Source organism: Frankia sp. BMG5.60, assembly GCF_059428125.1.
In genome coordinates, this window is the sequence record NZ_CM182091.1 from 285,152 (window position 1) to 301,125 (window position 15,974).

Here is a 15,974-nt window from a genome sequence, read left to right on the forward strand (position 1 = left end):
GTTGGTGGGCGGAGGGTCAGGACGTAACCTTGGCCCAGTGGGAGATATGAAGATCCGTCAGATCACTGCCGCCGAGCGTGTGACGTTGAGTCTGCCGATCCAGGCGTACGCCTTCGAGCCGTCGCCGGTGAGCGACGGCGATTGGGAGAATCTGAGCGCGACGCAGCGGTATTACGAGAGCCACTTCTCGCTGGTGGCCGAGGAGAACGACATCCCCGTCGCCGACGTGTCGGCCGTTCCCCTGCGACAGAACGTGCGGGGCACGGTGTATCAGATGGCTGGTGTCGCCGGGCTGGCCACCCTTCCGCCTGCGCGGCGCAAGGGGTACGCGCGGGCCCTGGTGACCGAGCTGCTGGGCCGAATGCGTGACGCCGGCAATGTCGTGAGCGCGTTGTACCCGTTCCGCCCGTCGTTCTACGAGCGGTTCGGCTACGTGGGCCTACCCAGGACGCGGACGGCGGCGTTCGCGCCGTCCGACCTCGCGGGGTTGCTGCACCGTGAGCTGGATGGCGACACCACCTGGGAGCCGATCAGCGCCGGCTACGAAACCTACCGCGAATTCACCCTTCGACTTGTGGCCGAGCGGCATGGCTTTGCCGTCTTCCCGGAGTCCCGGGCGGTGCAGATCCGTGACTCCGAGGACCGCTGGCTTGTCACCGCGCGGGTCCGGGATGAGGTGGTCGGCGCCGCGACCTACCGCATCACCGGGCACGGCGGTGATCTGGTCGTCGACGATCTACTGACCACGGGGCCGCTGGCGAGGGCGCTGCTGCTGCAGTTCTTCGCCCGGCACGTCGACCAGGTGGCCCGGATCGTGGTGACGGTCGGGGCTGACGAGACCCCGGAGCTGTGGGCCACCGACCTCGCCGTGGTGATCGAGGCACGGACGTCCTTTCCGGTGTCACCCGCGCCGATGGCCCGGATTCTGTCGCTGGACGGTCTCGCCGGCATGGCAACCGGACAGGGCCTCACGGTCGTCGACGTCGTAGAAGATCCTTTCATCGCCGGGCGGTACGTGCTCGACGGTCGGACCGGGCAGCTCGTCGTGCACCGTGAACAGAGCTCCGAACCGGCAGCGACGTTGACCGTTCCCGGACTGTCCGGACTGATCTACGGCGTGCTCGACCCGGAGGATGTGGTGGTACGGGGGCTCGGCGCAGTCTCCACCCAGGCGGCGAATGATCTGCGCGAGATGTTCCCGCGGCGCATGCCGTACGTCTTCACCTCGTTCTGACTCAGGGTTCTGACTCAGGCGAGGTGGACGGGCGGCTGCGGAATCCTGCCGAGTTGCAGCAACTCGATGCAGCGGCACGTCTCGACGACATCTGGATGTTCGTCGCCCTGCATCTGCTCCCGTGCCTCCAGCACCCCCTGATATTCGGTCAGTGCTGCCCCATGGCGGCCCTGTTTCGCCAGCACCCAGGCCAGTTCCTGCCAGGCGACGAGCGTTTCCGGATGGTTGTGGCCGAGGAGGCGACGGCGGGCGTCGAGGAGGTCTCGGTAGGCTGCCTCGGCCTGTGACCACCGGCCCGTCAAGGCGGCGATCCAGGCCAGCTCGTGCTGGGTGGTCAGCGTGCGGAGGTGATGATCACCGACCACCTTCCTGCGCGCCTTCAGTACGCCACGCAGGATCCGTTCGGCCTCGTCGTAGCGACTTTGGTTGGCGATCGCCCAGCCCAGCTCATGCCAGGTGATGAGGGTTTCGGAATCGTCGAGACCCAGAACTCTGCGCCGGGCGCCGAAGACCTCACGGTACTTCTTCTCTGCGTCGGGCCACTGTCGCTGGACCCCGGCTATCCACGCGACCTCCTGGCGGGAGGCCAGGGTGTCGGGATGCTCGTCGCCGAGCAGTCGCCGTCGAGCGGCCAGGACGTCGAGGTGTATCTGTTCTGCCTTGGCCGGCCGTCGCTGTGCCACGTGCCAGGCCAGTTCATGGCGCACTCGCAACAGGGCCTGTTCGCTGCCACGATCGGCGAGGACGTCCAGGGAGGTGCGGGCCAGCGCCTCGCCTGCCGCGAACGCACCGCTCCTGCCATGCGCCGACACCGTCCCCGCGACGGAGTGAAGGAGACGGTCGACGTGGCGGGAGCCGACGGCGCGGACGGCGGCCTGGTGGCACAGGGCAGCCAGATGCGGCGTGAGCAGCCAGTACTGCGGCCAGTCGGCCGGGAGCTCAGGGTGAAGCGAGTCGACCATGCCGCCGAGCAGCGTGATGACGGTGCGGCAGATCGCGTCACTGTGGGGGGTCCGGCGGCCGGAGTCGGCGATGACGCGCTGAACAAGACGGTGGAGCTGAATCGTGTTTCCGGTACGGCTCACCCAGGAGTATTGCCGGGCCGCGCCGATCACCTCGTCCAGATCCAGGTCGACGTGACCGTCGGTGCACGCATCCGCCAGCGGGCTCTCGAGCAGCTCGGGACGGTCGCTGAACAGGGTGAGTGGGATGGGCTCGGGCGCCAGTAGCGCGCATAGCTGCAGTAGTTGCACCGTCGCCGGGGCCTCGGCCTGTAGCCGATCCAGGGCCACCGACCAGGCGGTGGCGACCGTGCCGTTGTAGAGCGGGTCGTCCCCCTTCGCCAACAGGGCTGTCCTGCGGGCGCGGAACTTGGCCAGATAGCCGGCCGGGTCCGTGCCGGTGGCGGCGATGTAGCCGGCTGCCTGCGCCAGTGCCAGCGGCAGGTCGCCCAGCTCGGCGGCAAGGATGTCCACCACCGCCGGGGCATGGCTGGGGAGGCGCCGGTTCAGCAGCGCGCTCGACTCGGCCCGCTCGAACACCCCGACGGCGATGGGGTCGGCGAGCGCGTCCCAGGCCGGGTTCCGCGAGGTGATCAGTACATGACCTGGCCCATCCGGCAGCCAGCTCCGCAGGGCGACAGGGTCCTCGGCGTTGTCGAACACCACCAGCCAGCCAGTGCGGCGGGTCAACGCGGCGAGGACAGTCGTCGCGATGTCGGATGCCGGCCCGTCACCGGACAGACCAAGCGGGCCCGCCAGCGCCGCGATCTTCTCGTCGATGAGCGGAATCTGATCGGCGTCGATCCACCAGACCAGCGAGTATTCGTCGGCATACCGGTGGGCATATTCGGCGGCCAACTGTGTCTTGCCTACCCCGGCCAACCCGTGAAGCGCGGTCACGGCCACCGGTAGTCCCTCCTGAAGGCTCATCTTGATCGCCGCCAACAGGCGCTCTCGGCCAGTGAAGTTGCGGTTCCTCCCAGGGGCCTTCCAAAATCGTGGAAGCTGGCCAGGAAATGTGGGCTCCGGCGTGGTTCCTACTGTCGCGCAGTGGCCGGGAAAGAGCGGTTCCGTCGCCGGCTTTCCGCGGCCTCCCCGGGCTGTGGCCAGTAGCCGCTCCACCGCTGTCTCGGGGTCCAGGCCGAAGAGATCATCGCCGACGAGCTGGTCCAGCAATCCAGGTCGCGGACAGTCCTCGACGCGGATTGGAATCAGTTTGCGGCCAGTCCCTGACGGGTCGGCGGCCCAGGCTGCCTGCCACTCGGCCTCCCCATAGGTTGAGTTCAGGTAGGCGGCCGACACCACGGCGATCGTGCGGTCCGCCGTGGCGGTTGCCCGGTGCATCTCCCGCACGAAATGCGAGCCCCGGTCGAAGTCCCAGGCTTGGATCTTCACCCGGTAGCCGGCGGCTTCGAGCTGCCAGGCGATCCACTCCGCCCACTTCGCATCCACGCGGGTGTAGGACACGAAGAAGTCCGTGCCACCTTCGCGGGTACCTTCAGCGGCTGGTGAGTCCGCCCGCATCCCCACAGCCATAGAATCTCACAACGGGGGATGTCCTACCGGCTTTTCCCGGCCTCGTGTCCGCTACAGCGTGTTTGCCAGGCGGTCGGCGAGGATGCGGGTGAAGCGGGACGGGTCGGGGAGTTCGCCGCCCTCGGCCAGCAGCGCCATGCCGTACAGCAGCTCGGCCGTCTCGCCGAGAACGTCGGAGTCCGCGTCCTGCTGCTCGTGGGCCTTGCGCAGGCCCGACACCAGGGGATGGGCGGGGTTGAGTTCCAGGATGCGCTTGGGATGCGGGACGTTCTGCCCCATCGCGCGGTACATCTTCTCCAGGGTCGGGGTGATGTCGTGGGTGTCGCCCACGAGGCAGGCCGGTGACGTCGTGAGGCGCGACGAGAGACGAACCTCCTTCACCTGCTCCTGCAGGGTCCGTGCCAGCCAGGACAGCAGCTCGGCATAATCCTTCTTCTGCTGTTCCCGTTCGGGTTCGGCACTCTCCTTCTCGTCCGCCGTGTCGAGATCGACCTGGCCCTTGGCGATGGACCGCAGCGGCCTGCCGTCGAACTGCGCCACCCGTTCGACCCACACCTCGTCGACCGGGTCCGTCAGGATCAGGACCTCGTAGCCGCGGGCCTGGAAGGCCTCCATGTGGGGCGACTTCTCGACCATCAACCGCGACTCGCCGGTCATGTAGTAGATGTCGTCCTGGCCGTCCTTCATCCGCTCGACGTACTCCCGCAGGGTGGTCGTCCGCTCCGGGTCATGCGTCGAGGCGACGGAGACGATCTCCAGGATCGCCTCCTGGTTGTCGACATCGTCGAGCAGCCCTTCCTTGACGGCGGGTCCGAACTCCTTCCAGAAGGTCCGGTAGCGCTCGGCGTCGTCGGTCTGCAGACTCCTGACGGTCGAGAGGACCTTCTTGACCAGTCGACGACGGACGAGCTGGATCTGGCGGTCCTGTTGGAGGATCTCGCGTGAGATGTTCAGTGACAGGTCGTGCGCGTCGACGACGCCCTTGACGAAGCGCAGGTAGTTCGGCATGAGCGCCTGGCAGTCGTCCATGATGAACACGCGCTTGACGTAGAGCTGGACTCCGCGCTTACCGTCCTGCGCGAACAGGTCGAGCGGTGCGTGGGACGGGAGGAACAGCAGCGCCTCGTACTCGAAGAGCCCCTCGCCCTTCATGTGGATGGTCTCGAGCGGGTCGGTCCAGTCGTGGCTGAGGTGGCGGTAGAGCTCGTGGTACTCGGCCTGGTCGACCTCGTCGCGCGGGCGCGCCCACAACGCCTTCATCGAGTTGAGCGTCTGGATCTCGGTCGTGGCCGCGCCGGCCTCGCCTGTGCCGGCCTCGTTCGTGCGCTCGACGGCCATCCGGATCGGCCACGCGATGAAGTCGGAGTACTTCTTGACGATCTCGCGGATCTTCCACTCGGCGGTGTAGTCGAACAGGTGGTCCTCGCGGTCCTCGGGCTTGAGGTGCAGGGTGACCGCGGTGCCCTGCGGCGCGTCGTCGACGTCGGCGATGACGTAGGTGCCCTCGCCGCTGGACTCCCACCGCGTGCCGCCGCTCGCGCCGGCCCGCCGGGTCAGCAGGGTGACCGTGTCCGACACCATGAACGTGGAGTAGAAGCCGACGCCGAACTGCCCGATGAGGTCCTGCGACGCGGCGGCGTCCTTCGACTCCTTCAGCTTGCGGAGCACCTCGGCCGTTCCCGACTTCGCGATGGTGCCGATCAGCTCGACGACGTCGTCCCGGGACATGCCGATGCCGTTGTCGCGCACCGTGAGAGTGCGCTGTTCCCGGTCGACCTCGATGTCGATGTGCAGGTCGGACGTGTCAGCCTGCAGTTCTTTGTTGACCAGCGACTCGAGACGAAGCTTGTCGAGGGCGTCGGACGCGTTGGAGATCAGCTCACGCAGGAAGATGTCCTTGTCCGAGTAGATCGAATGGACCATCAACTGCAGAAGCTGACGGGCCTCGGCCTGAAATTCAAGCGTCTCGATCCGGGTGCTCACGGGACCTCCATGCGGACACGGGTAGTTCGGGCAGGATCAACGCGGGGTCCCGCGCGGCCGGGGAGGCACTCCTGCGGCGCGCCAACCCGGAGGCGGCACAGTGCTACCGGCGCCCCCCATTCGTGGGGTCAGATATTAGCGCAGCCGACCCGGTTTACACCCGACGTCCCCGCCAGGGACGGGCAGGCGCTACGGCCCGCGCAGCTTTCGGGCCTGTTCGGCGTCCCCGGAGGCCGAGACGCAAGCCCGCAGCTCTCGTGGTCCGGCGCCCCGGAACACACCAGGAGCTACGCCGTCACCGTGTATGACCCCGACGCCCCGACCATGTCCGGCTTCTGGCACTGGGCCGTCGCCAACATCCCCGCAACCGTGACCTCGCTGCCGGAAGGAGCCGGCGACGACACCGGCTCGGGACTTCCCGACCCGGCCGTGCAGCTTCCCAACGACGCCCGCGCCGCTACCTCATCACCGTCCACGCGCTCGACGTCGGCGACATCGGCGTTCGCGCGGACAGCACGCCGGCATCCCTCGGCTTCACCATGGCCTCGCACATCCTCGCGCGAGCCACCCTCACCGGAACCGCCGAGACCCCCGGTGACCGATAGGCGGGACGTCCGGTCAGTTCCACCGGGTCGCGCGGTGGATGCCGTTCGACCGGACGGTGATCCGACGACCCGACCTGGCGCGGCCGGGCGTTACTCGCAGGCGATGCCGTCGCCGTCCCGGTCGAGATCGGAGCTGTACCCGGCGTCGCCGCTGTGCAGGGGAGTGACACCGGCGGCGCGGGCGGCCGCACAGTTGGCATAGACGGCCGGCTGGCCGCCGGTCGGCACCGGCGCGGTCGTGTGGACGGGCGCGGTCGTGGGAGCGGGTGCCGCGGAGGTGGGTGCGGGTGGCGGCGGCGACGCGGATTCGGTGACCGGGACGGGCCGGGTCGCGGGAGGGGTCGCGTTCTGCGTCGTGCTGGGCGCCGCGGACTGGGCGGTGGCGGGTGCGGCGGCCTGGGTCGCGGGGGTCGTCGCCGGCGGCTGCTGCGCCGTCGCTGTCGAGGACGTGGTCTCGCAGGCGATGCCGTCGTCGTCCGCGTCCAGGCCGGAGCGGTAACCCGGATCGCCGCGGTACAGGGGGGCGACACCCGCGTCGCGGGCCGCGGTGCAGTTCGCGTAGTAGGTCGCTCCCGACCCGGCGGCCGGTGCCGATGTGGTCGACGATGTGGTCGACGACGTGGTTTCGCAGGCGATGCCGTCGCCGTCCGCGTCGAGTCCGGCGCGGTAGCCGGGGTCGCCGCGGTACAGGGGGGCGATGCCGGCGGCGCGCGCCGCCGTGCAGTTCGCGTAGTAGGTCGACCCGGACGCCTGTGTCGGGCCGCCCGCCGCCGCGGGAGCCAGCGCGTTCCCGCGCGCAGTCCCGGCGCCTGTGGTCCCGGTGCCTGGGGTCTCGCCGCCTGCCGGGCCGCCGCCTGCGGGATCGGCATCCCCGGAGCCCGTGACTGTGGTTCCGGTAGCCGTGGCGCTGGTAGCCGCGATTGTGCTGGTCGTGATTGTGCTGGCCGTGGTCCCAGCCGCGGTACCGCTGCCTGTCGTTCTGCCGTCCGCGGTGCCGGTGCCGGGCGATGGTGCCGGGGCGGCCGAGTACGGCAGCCCGGGCCATCCGTCGTCGGACGACGGAGTACCCGAGGTCGTCCCGGACGGCGACCCCGCGTCCGACCGCGCCCCCGACGGTGACGGGGTGAACCCGGGCGTCGCCGCCGCTGTGGGCGTCGCCGCCGAGTCCGCGGCTCGGGTGGAGGCGTCGACCAGGCTTCGGGGCTTCGACGACGAGCCGCCGAAGATCCCGACCACGATGGCCACGGCGACGAAGGCGCCAAGCACACCGAGCCCGATCCGGGCCCCCCGTCCCGCCAGGAATGCGACGTGCTGCCGACGACCCGCCATCCGTGCTCCCCCCGAAGACACCGGTTCGTGACCTTAGTGGATGGTCACGAACCAGTGCCTCGGCGGGTCAGCCGGTCGATGGATCGACGCGCGTCAGGGGGTCGTCGGGTGGAGGATGCCGGACACCTCGGCGTCAGTCAGGTCATAGGAGTAGAAGGTCTGATAGAAGTCCTTGATCTCCTGCTCGACGCTGACGTCGGCGAACTGCGCGGGATGCAGGGTCTTGGCGACGAAGATCGGCTGCAGGGCCTCCTCGGCGCTGCGTGCGGCCCAGACGAACACGCCCCGCGGGTTGACGATCAGGTGCTTGTCGCGCACCGCGGCGACCGACGACCAGCGCGGATTCTGCTGGATCTTCGTGCAGGACGAGGCGTCACGGCAGAAGACGTACTCCGGATCCCACTGGACGATCGACTCGACCGAGACGTCCTTCATGGTGCCCGTGACGCCGTTCACGGTGGCGACGTTCGTTCCCCCGGCGAGCGTCGACCAGTTGTCGATGATCGAGCCGCCGCCCTCGGTGTTCAGCGGGTTGTTGGCGGTGTAGTAGAGCTTCGGCCGGTCGGTCGCCGGCAGGCCCGCGAGGCCCTTGTTGATCTGGGCGACGTTGCCGTCGACGTACTCGACGTACTGCTGGGCCCGCTTGGGAGCGTCGCCGCCGAGCACGTCGGCGAGGAACGTGACGCCGTCGTTGAGCTTGGAGTAGTTCGGGAACGAGGCGATCTGGACCACCGGCACACCGAGATCGGTGATCTTCTTCACGAGCGCCGCGTTGCCGGAGGTCAGCACCACCAGGTCCGGCTTCTGGGCGAGCAGGGTCTCGGTGTTGACGGTGGTGGTGTCGGCCCCGAACACCGCCTTCTTCTGGGCGAGCGGCGGGTAGATCTTCTTGAACAGCGGCAGGGTCGTGAGATTGCTCAGCGGCACGCCGGCGACCCGCTCGATCCCGCCGAGCATGAAGATGATCTGAGTGACCGCCGGGTAGTTGGTGACGATCCGCTCCGGATGCGTCGGCACGGTGACGTGCCGGCCGCCCATGTCGACGACCTCGTGGGTCGTCGGCGCGGCCGACGTGGCCGCCGCGGGCTTGCCGGAGCCGCCGTCGGAGTCACTGCCGCAGGCGGTGAGCGTGACCACCGCGAGCAGAGCCGCGACCAGAGCCGCGACCAGGGCGGCGAGCAGGGCGGCGAACGGGCGTCGGGGTGACGGGTGTGTTGCTGGCATGTGTGTTGCTGACATGTGTTCGGTGGTCCCCATAACACTGGTCCGACAGGGAGGGCGCAGATGGGCGGCGGGCGCCCGGTGCTCTGGTCGTGCGGGGATCCGCGACCGCGGTCTGCGTGGCGGCGGGGTGCGGCTGTCCCAATGGCCGCGGCCCGCGCGCCGCACCCGGAGCTCGGCGGCGGGCTCACCCCGGGGCGACGACGGCGCAGGGGGCGGGTCCTGGCCTCGGACCGCCCGGACGCCGTCGGCCCGGGCACGGCGCGTGACCGCGCGCCAACCCGGGTCGCCCGGAAGGGGCGAGCAAAACCTCATGCACGGGAAGTGACCGACTTCCGTGCGTGAGCATGACGTGCTCCGTTGCACCGATCTCCGCGGATGCGGGCTCAGACGTGAAGATATGCCGCTTCCTCGGTATCTGTCCCTAGTTTGGCCAAGATATACGGCGCACTGAGGGGCCCCGACGGGGGCGGGTGGCGGCGAGCCCGGTCACTCTCCGAGACTAGGCGGTCGGCTTGGGGCGGCGGACGAGCGTGACCTCGTCGGTGCCGGCGTCGAGCAGGGCGTAGGTCATGAGGTCGAAGCCGCCGGGATCCTGGGAGAACGCCAGGGAACCGGGGTTGATCACCAGGGTCTTCCCGACGCGCTGGATGTGCGGCAGGTGCGTGTGGCCCATGACGAGGATGTCCACGCCGAGTTCGCCGCAGCGGGAGAAGTCCGGGTCGGCCGGATTGAGGTAGCGGTCGTAGGGCGGCCACGGGCAGCCGTGGATCATGCGCAGCGCGCGGCCGTCGACGACGGTGTCGATGGTGGTCGGGATGGCGGCGACGACGTCGCGGTTCGCGGCGCGGACGTGCGGCGCCTCCCTGGCCCGCTGCCCGGTCGGGCCCATCGGGCGCCACTCGTGATTGCCCGAGATATAGCGCATCCCGAACGCCCGGATCACCTCGGTGACGTCGTTGGAGAAGCGGTACTCGAAGTGCGCGTCGCCGGCCAGGAGGATCTCCTCGGCGCCCGCGTCGACCATCTCCCGCGCGGCGGTCTCGAGCAGCGCCGCCTCGCAGTGCACGTCGGACACGATCCCGAGCTTCATCGCCGTCCCCTCCCAGCCTCGATCACCGGGCCTGGCCGTCCGCCGATTCCGGCCGCGATCCGCGGCATGAGCGCCATAACGTCGGCCGCGTCCGATCCATCCCGCATAAAAGGGTATACCCAACGGGCCCTGGAGTTTCGGAGTTGGAAGGCGCGAGCCACGGCCGCCGTTCACCGGACGGCATTGGCGCACGCCGGTCCGGCGGGATCCGGTGGCGTTGCGCGAAGGGTCTCGTCCGACCCGCTCCGCGGCGGTCGTCGAGCATTGAGGCCACCCTCGGATCCTCATCGCCGCCGGGCGTGTGGCGGCCGGGAAGTCTCGGCGAGGCGGCCGCGCGGCGGCCCCGTGAGGCGGGCCGCGACCTGCGGACAATCCCTGCATCCGCAGGGTGCGGCGCACGTCTCAGACCCATCCGGAGAACCATCCGGTAGGATACTCGGGGTGGTCCTGGCGGGCGGGGCCGCTCCTGACGATGCGGAGGCAGCGTGCCCCCCACAGCGAACACGAACGCCAAGCGGTCCCGGTCGCGGCGTGCTCGGGGGTCGATCAACGCCGCGGGGATTCTTTCGGGGGCCTTCGAATTCTGCCGGGACACGCCCGTCGACCAGCTCAGCATGCCGCGGCTCGCGGCATTCCTCGACGTCGGCGTCACCAGCATCTACTGGTACTACAAGAGCAAGCGTGACCTTCTCGACGCGATGACCGAGGAGGCGCTCGCCGCCTTTTACGAGAGCATGCCCCCGCTGCGCTCCGGCGACTGGGAGGACATGCTCCGCGGGTTCTTCGACGACTGCTATGCCGCGCTCGCCGCCGACGACCTGACCTGTGATCTGATCGCCCGGCGCATCGGCGGCGCCACCCGGCAGGCGGCGGTCGAGGCGTGGCCGCGGGCCGCGGAACTGCTCGACGGGCTGCGGGAGGCCGGCTTCCCCCCGTCGCTGGCCTGGCACGCCTTCCTCACGCTGGCCGCCTACACCCGCGGATTCCTCCTCACCGAGCGGCCGGCCGAGGCCCCGCCCGCCGGCGGCCGGCGGCCGGCCGTCGCCGCAGCCGTCGCCGCAGCCGTGGCGGCACCGGCACCGGCGACGCAGGCAACGACGGCGACGCAGGCGGCGGCACCGGCAGCGGCGTTGGCGTCAGAGCTGGAATCGTCGCGGCCGACCGCCGGGCCGCCCGAGGAGTTCGAGTTCGGCATCACCAACATCATTCTCGGTCTGCGGAGCCTGCTGCCCCAGGAGGCGCACGACCGCGAGGTCGCCTGACCCGAGCGCGAGCCCGAGCCCGAGCCGCGCCGAGCTTGAGCCGCGCCGGCCGGGTCCGCCCGCGCTGGTCTCCGTGCTCGTCCCGTACTCGTCCCGTGCTGGTCTCCGTACTCGTCTCCGTGCCGGTGATCGGCCGGTATCGATCGACTCACGGCATGGCTCACGGTTAGCGTGCCTGGTGTCGTTCCGGGTGCCCGCATCCGGCCGCCCAGGTCGAGTCGACTCCCTGCGGATGGTCGGTGCGTAGGGATTCGTGGACGGAGCCTGTTTGAAAGGCTTACGGTTAGGTTTACAAATCATGGTCGGTGGGACGGCCGCGCCGCTCGGCGGTGCGGCGACGGAGCCCGCTGGAGGGAGACACGATGGCCCTGGCGATCAGCGACGACCACAAGGCCCTCGCCGAGGTGGTCCGCACCTTCGCCGACGCGAACGACCTGCGCGCGGCGGCCCGGCGGGCGCTCGACGGCGGTCCTGGCGCCGTCGGCCCACAGTGGAAGCAGATCGCCGACCTCGGCTGGCTTGGCCTGCACCTGCCCGAGGAGCATGGCGGCTCCGGTTTCGGCCTGGCGGAGCTCGCGATCGTCGCCGAGGGTCTCGGTGGCCGTGCGGCCGCGGGCCCGTTGCTGCCGACGGTCGTCGCCTCCGCCGTCGTGGCCGCCGTCGGCTCGCCGCAGCAGCAGGCGGAGCTGCTCCCCGGGCTCGCCGACGGTTCGGTCATCGCCTCGTTCTCCGCCGTGGGCGCGGTCACCGCGGACGCCGCGGGCGCGCTGCACGGCGAGGCGCCCGCGGCGCTCGGCGCGGTGTGGGCCGGCCTGCACCTCGTGCCGGTGGGCGACGATCTCGCGGTGGTCGCCGCCGACGCCGAGGGTCTGACGCTGCGCCCGACGAGCGCGCTCGACCCGTCGCTCGGGCTCGCCGGCCTCGGCCTGTCCGCCGTCGCGGCGCACCCCGCCGGCCTGCTGCGCGGCGGCCGGTCCGCGGCCGTGCGCATCCTGCGGGTCGTCGCCGCCGCCGAGGCGGTCGGCGGCGCCCGGGCCACCCTGGACATGGCGCTGGACTACGCCAAGGTCCGCGAGCAGTTCGGCCGCATCATCGGCGGCTTCCAGGCCGTCAAGCACCACCTGGCCAACATGCTCGTCGCCACCGAGCTCGCCACCGCCGCCACCTGGGACGCCGCCCGGGTCGCGGCCGGCGGCGCGGAGGCTGAGCTCGCCGCGGCCGTCGCCGCCGCGGTGGCGCTGTCGTCGTACCAGCACAACGCCCGGATGAACATCCAGATCCACGGCGGCATCGGCTTCACCTGGGAGCACGACGCCCACCTGTACCTGCGCCGCGCGGCGACGCTGGCCGCGCTCGCCGGCCCGATCGAGGGCGCCGAGGACGACGTCTACGCGCTGACCCGCGACGGCACCCGCCGCGCGTTGGCCGTCGAGCTGCCGCCCGAGGCCGAGCAGTACCGGCGCGAGGCCCGGGAGTTCGTGGAGCGCTACCACGCCGCCGCCGAGGGCGGGCGCCGCGAGCTGCTCGTCGAGAGCGGCTACCTGGTGCCGCACTGGACGAAGCCATGGGGCCGCGAGGCGAGCGCCGCCGAACAGCTCGTCATCGAGGAGGAGTTCACCGGCGTCGAGGTGCCGAACCTCGGCATCGGCGGCTGGGTGCTGCTCACGCTGACCCAGCAGGGCTCGCCCGAGCAGATCGAGCGCTGGGTGCTGCCGAGCCTGCGCGGCGAGCTGCGCTGGTGCCAGTTGTTCAGCGAGCCGAACGCCGGCTCCGACGCCGCCGCCGTGCAGGCCCGCGCCGAGCGGGTCGAGGGCGGCTGGAGGATCAACGGGCAGAAGGTCTGGACGTCGGACGCGCAGAACTGCAACCGCGGCCTGGCCACCGTCCGCACCGACCCGACGGCCCCCAAGCACAAGGGCATCACGGCGGTCGCGGTCGACCTGACCGCGCCCGGCGTCGAGGTCCGGCCGCTGCGCGAGATCACCGGCGACGCGCTGTTCAACGAGGTCTTCTTCGACGACGTCTTCGTTCCCGACGCCGACGTCGTCGGGGAGATCAACGCCGGCTGGATCGTGGCCCGCGCGACGCTGGGCAACGAGCGGGTGACGATCGGCGCCGGCAGCGGCGCGGACGAGGGCCGCACCGCCGTGGGCCTCGTCGACCTGCACGCGCGCTACGCCGCCGGGGACGTCGAGCTCGCCCGCCGCGTCGGCCGGCTCGTCGCCGTCGAGGCCGCCATGGGGCTGATCAACCTGCGCCAGGTCGAGCGTGCGGTCGCCGGCAGCGAGCCGTCGCCCGAGGGCAACGTCAGCAAGCTGCTGTCCGCCGAGCACGCCCAGCACGTCACCGAGCTCGGCATGAGCATCGCCGGCGCCACCGGGGTGACCGGCGCGGAGGCCGACCTCGCCTACCGCTACCTGTTCGCCCGGGCGCTCACCATCGCCGGCGGCACCTCCGAGGTCGGCCGCAACGTCATCGCCGAGCGGATCCTGGGCCTGCCCCGGGAACCCAACATGCGCTGAGGCGCGCCCATCCCTTCCCGCCACCGCCGCGGCGCCGCCCCGTGCGCCGCGGCCGGCGGCGCGTCGGGGCCGGCTCGGCACACGTCCGGCTCGGTACGTGGCCGGCTCGGTACGTGGCCGGCTCGGCACAGGTCCGGCCCCGACGGCATCCCAGCGATAGGAGGCGCCAGCGTGACGGTCGACGACAAGATCATCGTCACTGGGCAGGTTCAGCAGCAGGCCTGGCGGGACCGGGTCCTGCCGCCGGTGGAACAGGTCCGGCCGGGCCTGTGGTCGGTGCCGACTCCGTTCCCGCAGAGCCCGCTGCGATACGTGCTGGCCTACCTGTTGGAGACCCCACGCGGGCCCGTCCTCGTCGACACCGGTTGGCCCAGCGAGGACGCCTGGGACGGCCTCGTCGCGGGCGTGCGCGCCACCGGCCACGAGATCGGCGAGGTCAGCGCGGTGCTGATCACCCACGGCCACGCCGACCACTTCGGCCTCGCCCGGCGGATCCGGCGGGAATCCGGCGCCCCCATCATGATTCACGAACTGGAGGTGGCGGTCTCCCACCAGTTCGCCAGCATCGCCGAGTTCCGCGCCGCCGACCGGATCTGGTTGCGTCGCCGTGGCATGCCCGCCGCGGAGATCGGCGCACTGTTCCCCGACGGCGACGAGCCGCCGGAGTGGCGCGATCCGCCCGACGTGCTGCTCCAGGACGGCGACCGCCCGCTCGGCGCCGCCGCCGCGGTGCGGGCGCTGTGGACCCCCGGACACACCCCCGGCCACCTGTGTTTCGTCCACGAGGAGCACAACGTGCTGCTGACCGGCGATCACGTGCTGCCGCGGATCAGCCCGAACATCAGCCCGTCGCCGCGGGTGCGCGCGGACACCCTCGGGGAGTACCTGGGCTCGCTCGCGGCGATCGAGGACATGCCGGTCGACGAGGTGCTGCCCGCCCACGAGTACCGCTTCCGCGGCCTCGGCGCCCGGGTGCGCCAGCTTCAGGAGCATCACCGGGCGCGGCTGCGCGAGGTGGTCGAGGCGGTGGTCGAGCTCGACGGTCCGACGACGATGGCGGTGGCCGAGCGGCTGACCTGGTCGCGGCCGTGGAGCGAGTCGAAGGGGATCGTGCGCCGCTCGGCGGTCGGCGAGACCTACGCCCACCTGCTGCATCTGGAGCGCCGCGGCCTGCTCACGGGCGGCGCGAATGGGGAGGAGGCCGGCCAGGGCCAGGTCGACGCCTGGCGACCCGCGGCCGAGGCCGGCGTCCTCGTGGAAGCGCTGCTGCGCTGAGTGGGATCAGACGGTGGGGTCAGACGGTGGGGTCGGGTGTTGGGGTCAGATGTTGAAGCGCTGCGCCCCGTCGATGCGGATCGTCTCGCCGTTGATGTAGTCGTTGTCGACGATCGACAGGGCGAGCTTGGCGTACTCGTCGGCGTGGCCCATCCGCTTGGGGTTGGGCACGCCGGGGCCCCACTTGGCCTGCGCCTCGGCCTCCTCCATCCGGTAGGCGGGGGTGAAGAAGGTGCCCGGGGCGATGCAGACGACCCGGATGCCGGTGGGGGCGAGGTCGCGGGCCGCGGTGAGGTTGAACCCGATGACGCCGCCCTTGGCCGCCGAGTAGTCGGTCTGGCCGACCTGGCCCTCGAACCCGGCGATGCTCGCCGTGGTGATGATGACGCCGCGCTGGTTGGAGTCCAGCGGCTCGTTCTGCGACATCGCCCCCGCGACCTTGCTGACCACCCGGAACGTGCCGACCAGGAAGATGTCGATGGTCCGCTGGAAGGTCTCCACCGGGTAGGCCTGGCCCGACCGGTTGACCAGGCGCTTGCCGGCCGCCGGGCCGCCGTGCACGACGACCGCCGCGCGCAGCGGGCCGAGCTCGACGGCGGCGGCGATCGCGGCCTCGACGGACTCGTCGCTGGTCACGTCGGTGGGGACGAAGACGGCCTGCTCGCCGAGCTCGTCGGCGAGGGTCTTGCCCTTGTCCGCCGCCAGGTCGGCGATGACGACCTTGGCGCCGGCCTGCACGAGCCGGCGCACGGTGGCCTCGCCGAAGCCTCCCGCTCCGCCTACGACCAGCGCGGACGCTCCTGTGAGATCCATGGTTCCTCCTTCGGGCCCGCCGGTGTCACGCAGGGGTGGCCGGCGGGGGCGGTCGTCATCAGGGGCGTCCGGCCGCAAGGTGACGTTATCGTCAACTCAC

Annotated in this window: 10 protein-coding genes and 1 pseudogene; 5 read left to right on the top strand and 6 right to left on the bottom strand. The window is 70.9% G+C overall.

Annotation, left to right across the window (positions count from 1 at the left end):
• The first annotated feature begins 46 nt into the window (after positions 1 to 46).
• On the top strand, positions 47 to 1,234 hold the full coding sequence (locus AC5R91_RS01130) for a GNAT family N-acetyltransferase (RefSeq protein ID WP_495395197.1): 1,188 nt from the start codon (positions 47 to 49) through the stop codon (positions 1,232 to 1,234).
• A gap of 14 nt (positions 1,235 to 1,248) precedes the next feature.
• On the opposite strand, the gene fxsT is transcribed toward AC5R91_RS01130, so the two are convergent.
• Both fxsT and htpG read right to left on the bottom strand, forming a co-directional pair.
• A complete protein-coding gene (gene fxsT / locus AC5R91_RS01135; RefSeq protein WP_495395198.1) occupies positions 1,249 to 3,702 on the bottom strand; it encodes an FxSxx-COOH system tetratricopeptide repeat protein in 2,454 nt (817 codons plus the stop codon).
• A 120-nt stretch (positions 3,703 to 3,822) separates the two neighbouring features.
• Positions 3,823 to 5,754, bottom strand: coding sequence for a molecular chaperone HtpG (gene htpG, locus AC5R91_RS01140; RefSeq protein WP_495395199.1), 1,932 nt, complete (start codon positions 5,752 to 5,754; stop codon positions 3,823 to 3,825).
• A gap of 9 nt (positions 5,755 to 5,763) precedes the next feature.
• On the opposite strand from htpG, the pseudogene AC5R91_RS01145 reads away from it, so the two are divergent.
• A pseudogene (locus AC5R91_RS01145) lies at positions 5,764 to 6,359 on the top strand (YbhB/YbcL family Raf kinase inhibitor-like protein).
• Between the two features lie 90 nt (positions 6,360 to 6,449).
• Here the strand turns inward: AC5R91_RS01145 and AC5R91_RS01150 are convergent.
• The 3 genes from AC5R91_RS01150 to AC5R91_RS01160 all read right to left on the bottom strand — a co-directional run bounded on the left by AC5R91_RS01150 (position 6,450) and on the right by AC5R91_RS01160 (position 10,002).
• Positions 6,450 to 7,688, bottom strand: a complete 1,239-nt coding sequence (locus AC5R91_RS01150) for an excalibur calcium-binding domain-containing protein (protein WP_495395200.1) — start codon at positions 7,686 to 7,688, stop codon at positions 6,450 to 6,452.
• A gap of 93 nt (positions 7,689 to 7,781) precedes the next feature.
• Positions 7,782 to 8,912 carry an ABC transporter substrate-binding protein gene (locus AC5R91_RS01155; RefSeq protein WP_495395201.1) on the bottom strand — a complete coding sequence of 377 codons (1,131 nt, stop codon included), beginning with the start codon at positions 8,910 to 8,912 and terminating at the stop codon, positions 7,782 to 7,784.
• Between the two features lie 499 nt (positions 8,913 to 9,411).
• A complete protein-coding gene (locus AC5R91_RS01160; RefSeq protein ID WP_495395202.1) occupies positions 9,412 to 10,002 on the bottom strand; it encodes a metallophosphoesterase family protein in 591 nt (196 codons plus the stop codon).
• A gap of 485 nt (positions 10,003 to 10,487) precedes the next feature.
• Between AC5R91_RS01160 and AC5R91_RS01165 the strand changes: the two genes are divergently transcribed.
• From AC5R91_RS01165 to AC5R91_RS01175, 3 genes are all read left to right on the top strand, one after another.
• A complete protein-coding gene (locus tag AC5R91_RS01165) occupies positions 10,488 to 11,264 on the top strand; it encodes a TetR family transcriptional regulator (protein ID WP_495395203.1) in 777 nt (258 codons plus the stop codon).
• 362 nt (positions 11,265 to 11,626) lie between these two features.
• On the top strand, positions 11,627 to 13,786 hold the full coding sequence (locus AC5R91_RS01170; protein WP_495395204.1) for an acyl-CoA dehydrogenase family protein: 2,160 nt from the start codon (positions 11,627 to 11,629) through the stop codon (positions 13,784 to 13,786).
• 171 nt (positions 13,787 to 13,957) lie between these two features.
• A complete protein-coding gene (locus AC5R91_RS01175) occupies positions 13,958 to 15,061 on the top strand; it encodes an MBL fold metallo-hydrolase (RefSeq protein ID WP_495395205.1) in 1,104 nt (367 codons plus the stop codon).
• Between the two features lie 45 nt (positions 15,062 to 15,106).
• Here the strand turns inward: AC5R91_RS01175 and AC5R91_RS01180 are convergent, their stop codons facing one another.
• The gene (locus tag AC5R91_RS01180; protein ID WP_009737852.1) at positions 15,107 to 15,874 is read right to left on the bottom strand and encodes an SDR family NAD(P)-dependent oxidoreductase; all 768 of its coding nucleotides are present in this window, start codon (positions 15,872 to 15,874) and stop codon (positions 15,107 to 15,109) included.
• Between the last annotated feature and the right edge of the window lie 100 nt (positions 15,875 to 15,974).

Bases quoted from the DNA above. Each gene is read 5' to 3' on its own strand.
- AC5R91_RS01160 (WP_495395202.1), bottom strand. From the start codon at position 10,002: ATGAAGCTCGGGATCGTGTCCGACGTGCACTGCGAGGCGGCGCTGCTC.
- AC5R91_RS01155 (WP_495395201.1), bottom strand. From the start codon at position 8,912: ATGCCAGCAACACACCCGTCACCCCGACGCCCGTTCGCCGCCCTGCTC.
- AC5R91_RS01150 (WP_495395200.1), bottom strand. From the start codon at position 7,688: ATGGCGGGTCGTCGGCAGCACGTCGCATTCCTGGCGGGACGGGGGGCC.
- AC5R91_RS01180 (WP_009737852.1), bottom strand. From the start codon at position 15,874: ATGGATCTCACAGGAGCGTCCGCGCTGGTCGTAGGCGGAGCGGGAGGC.
- AC5R91_RS01170 (WP_495395204.1), top strand. From the start codon at position 11,627: ATGGCCCTGGCGATCAGCGACGACCACAAGGCCCTCGCCGAGGTGGTC.
- AC5R91_RS01130 (WP_495395197.1), top strand. From the start codon at position 47: ATGAAGATCCGTCAGATCACTGCCGCCGAGCGTGTGACGTTGAGTCTG.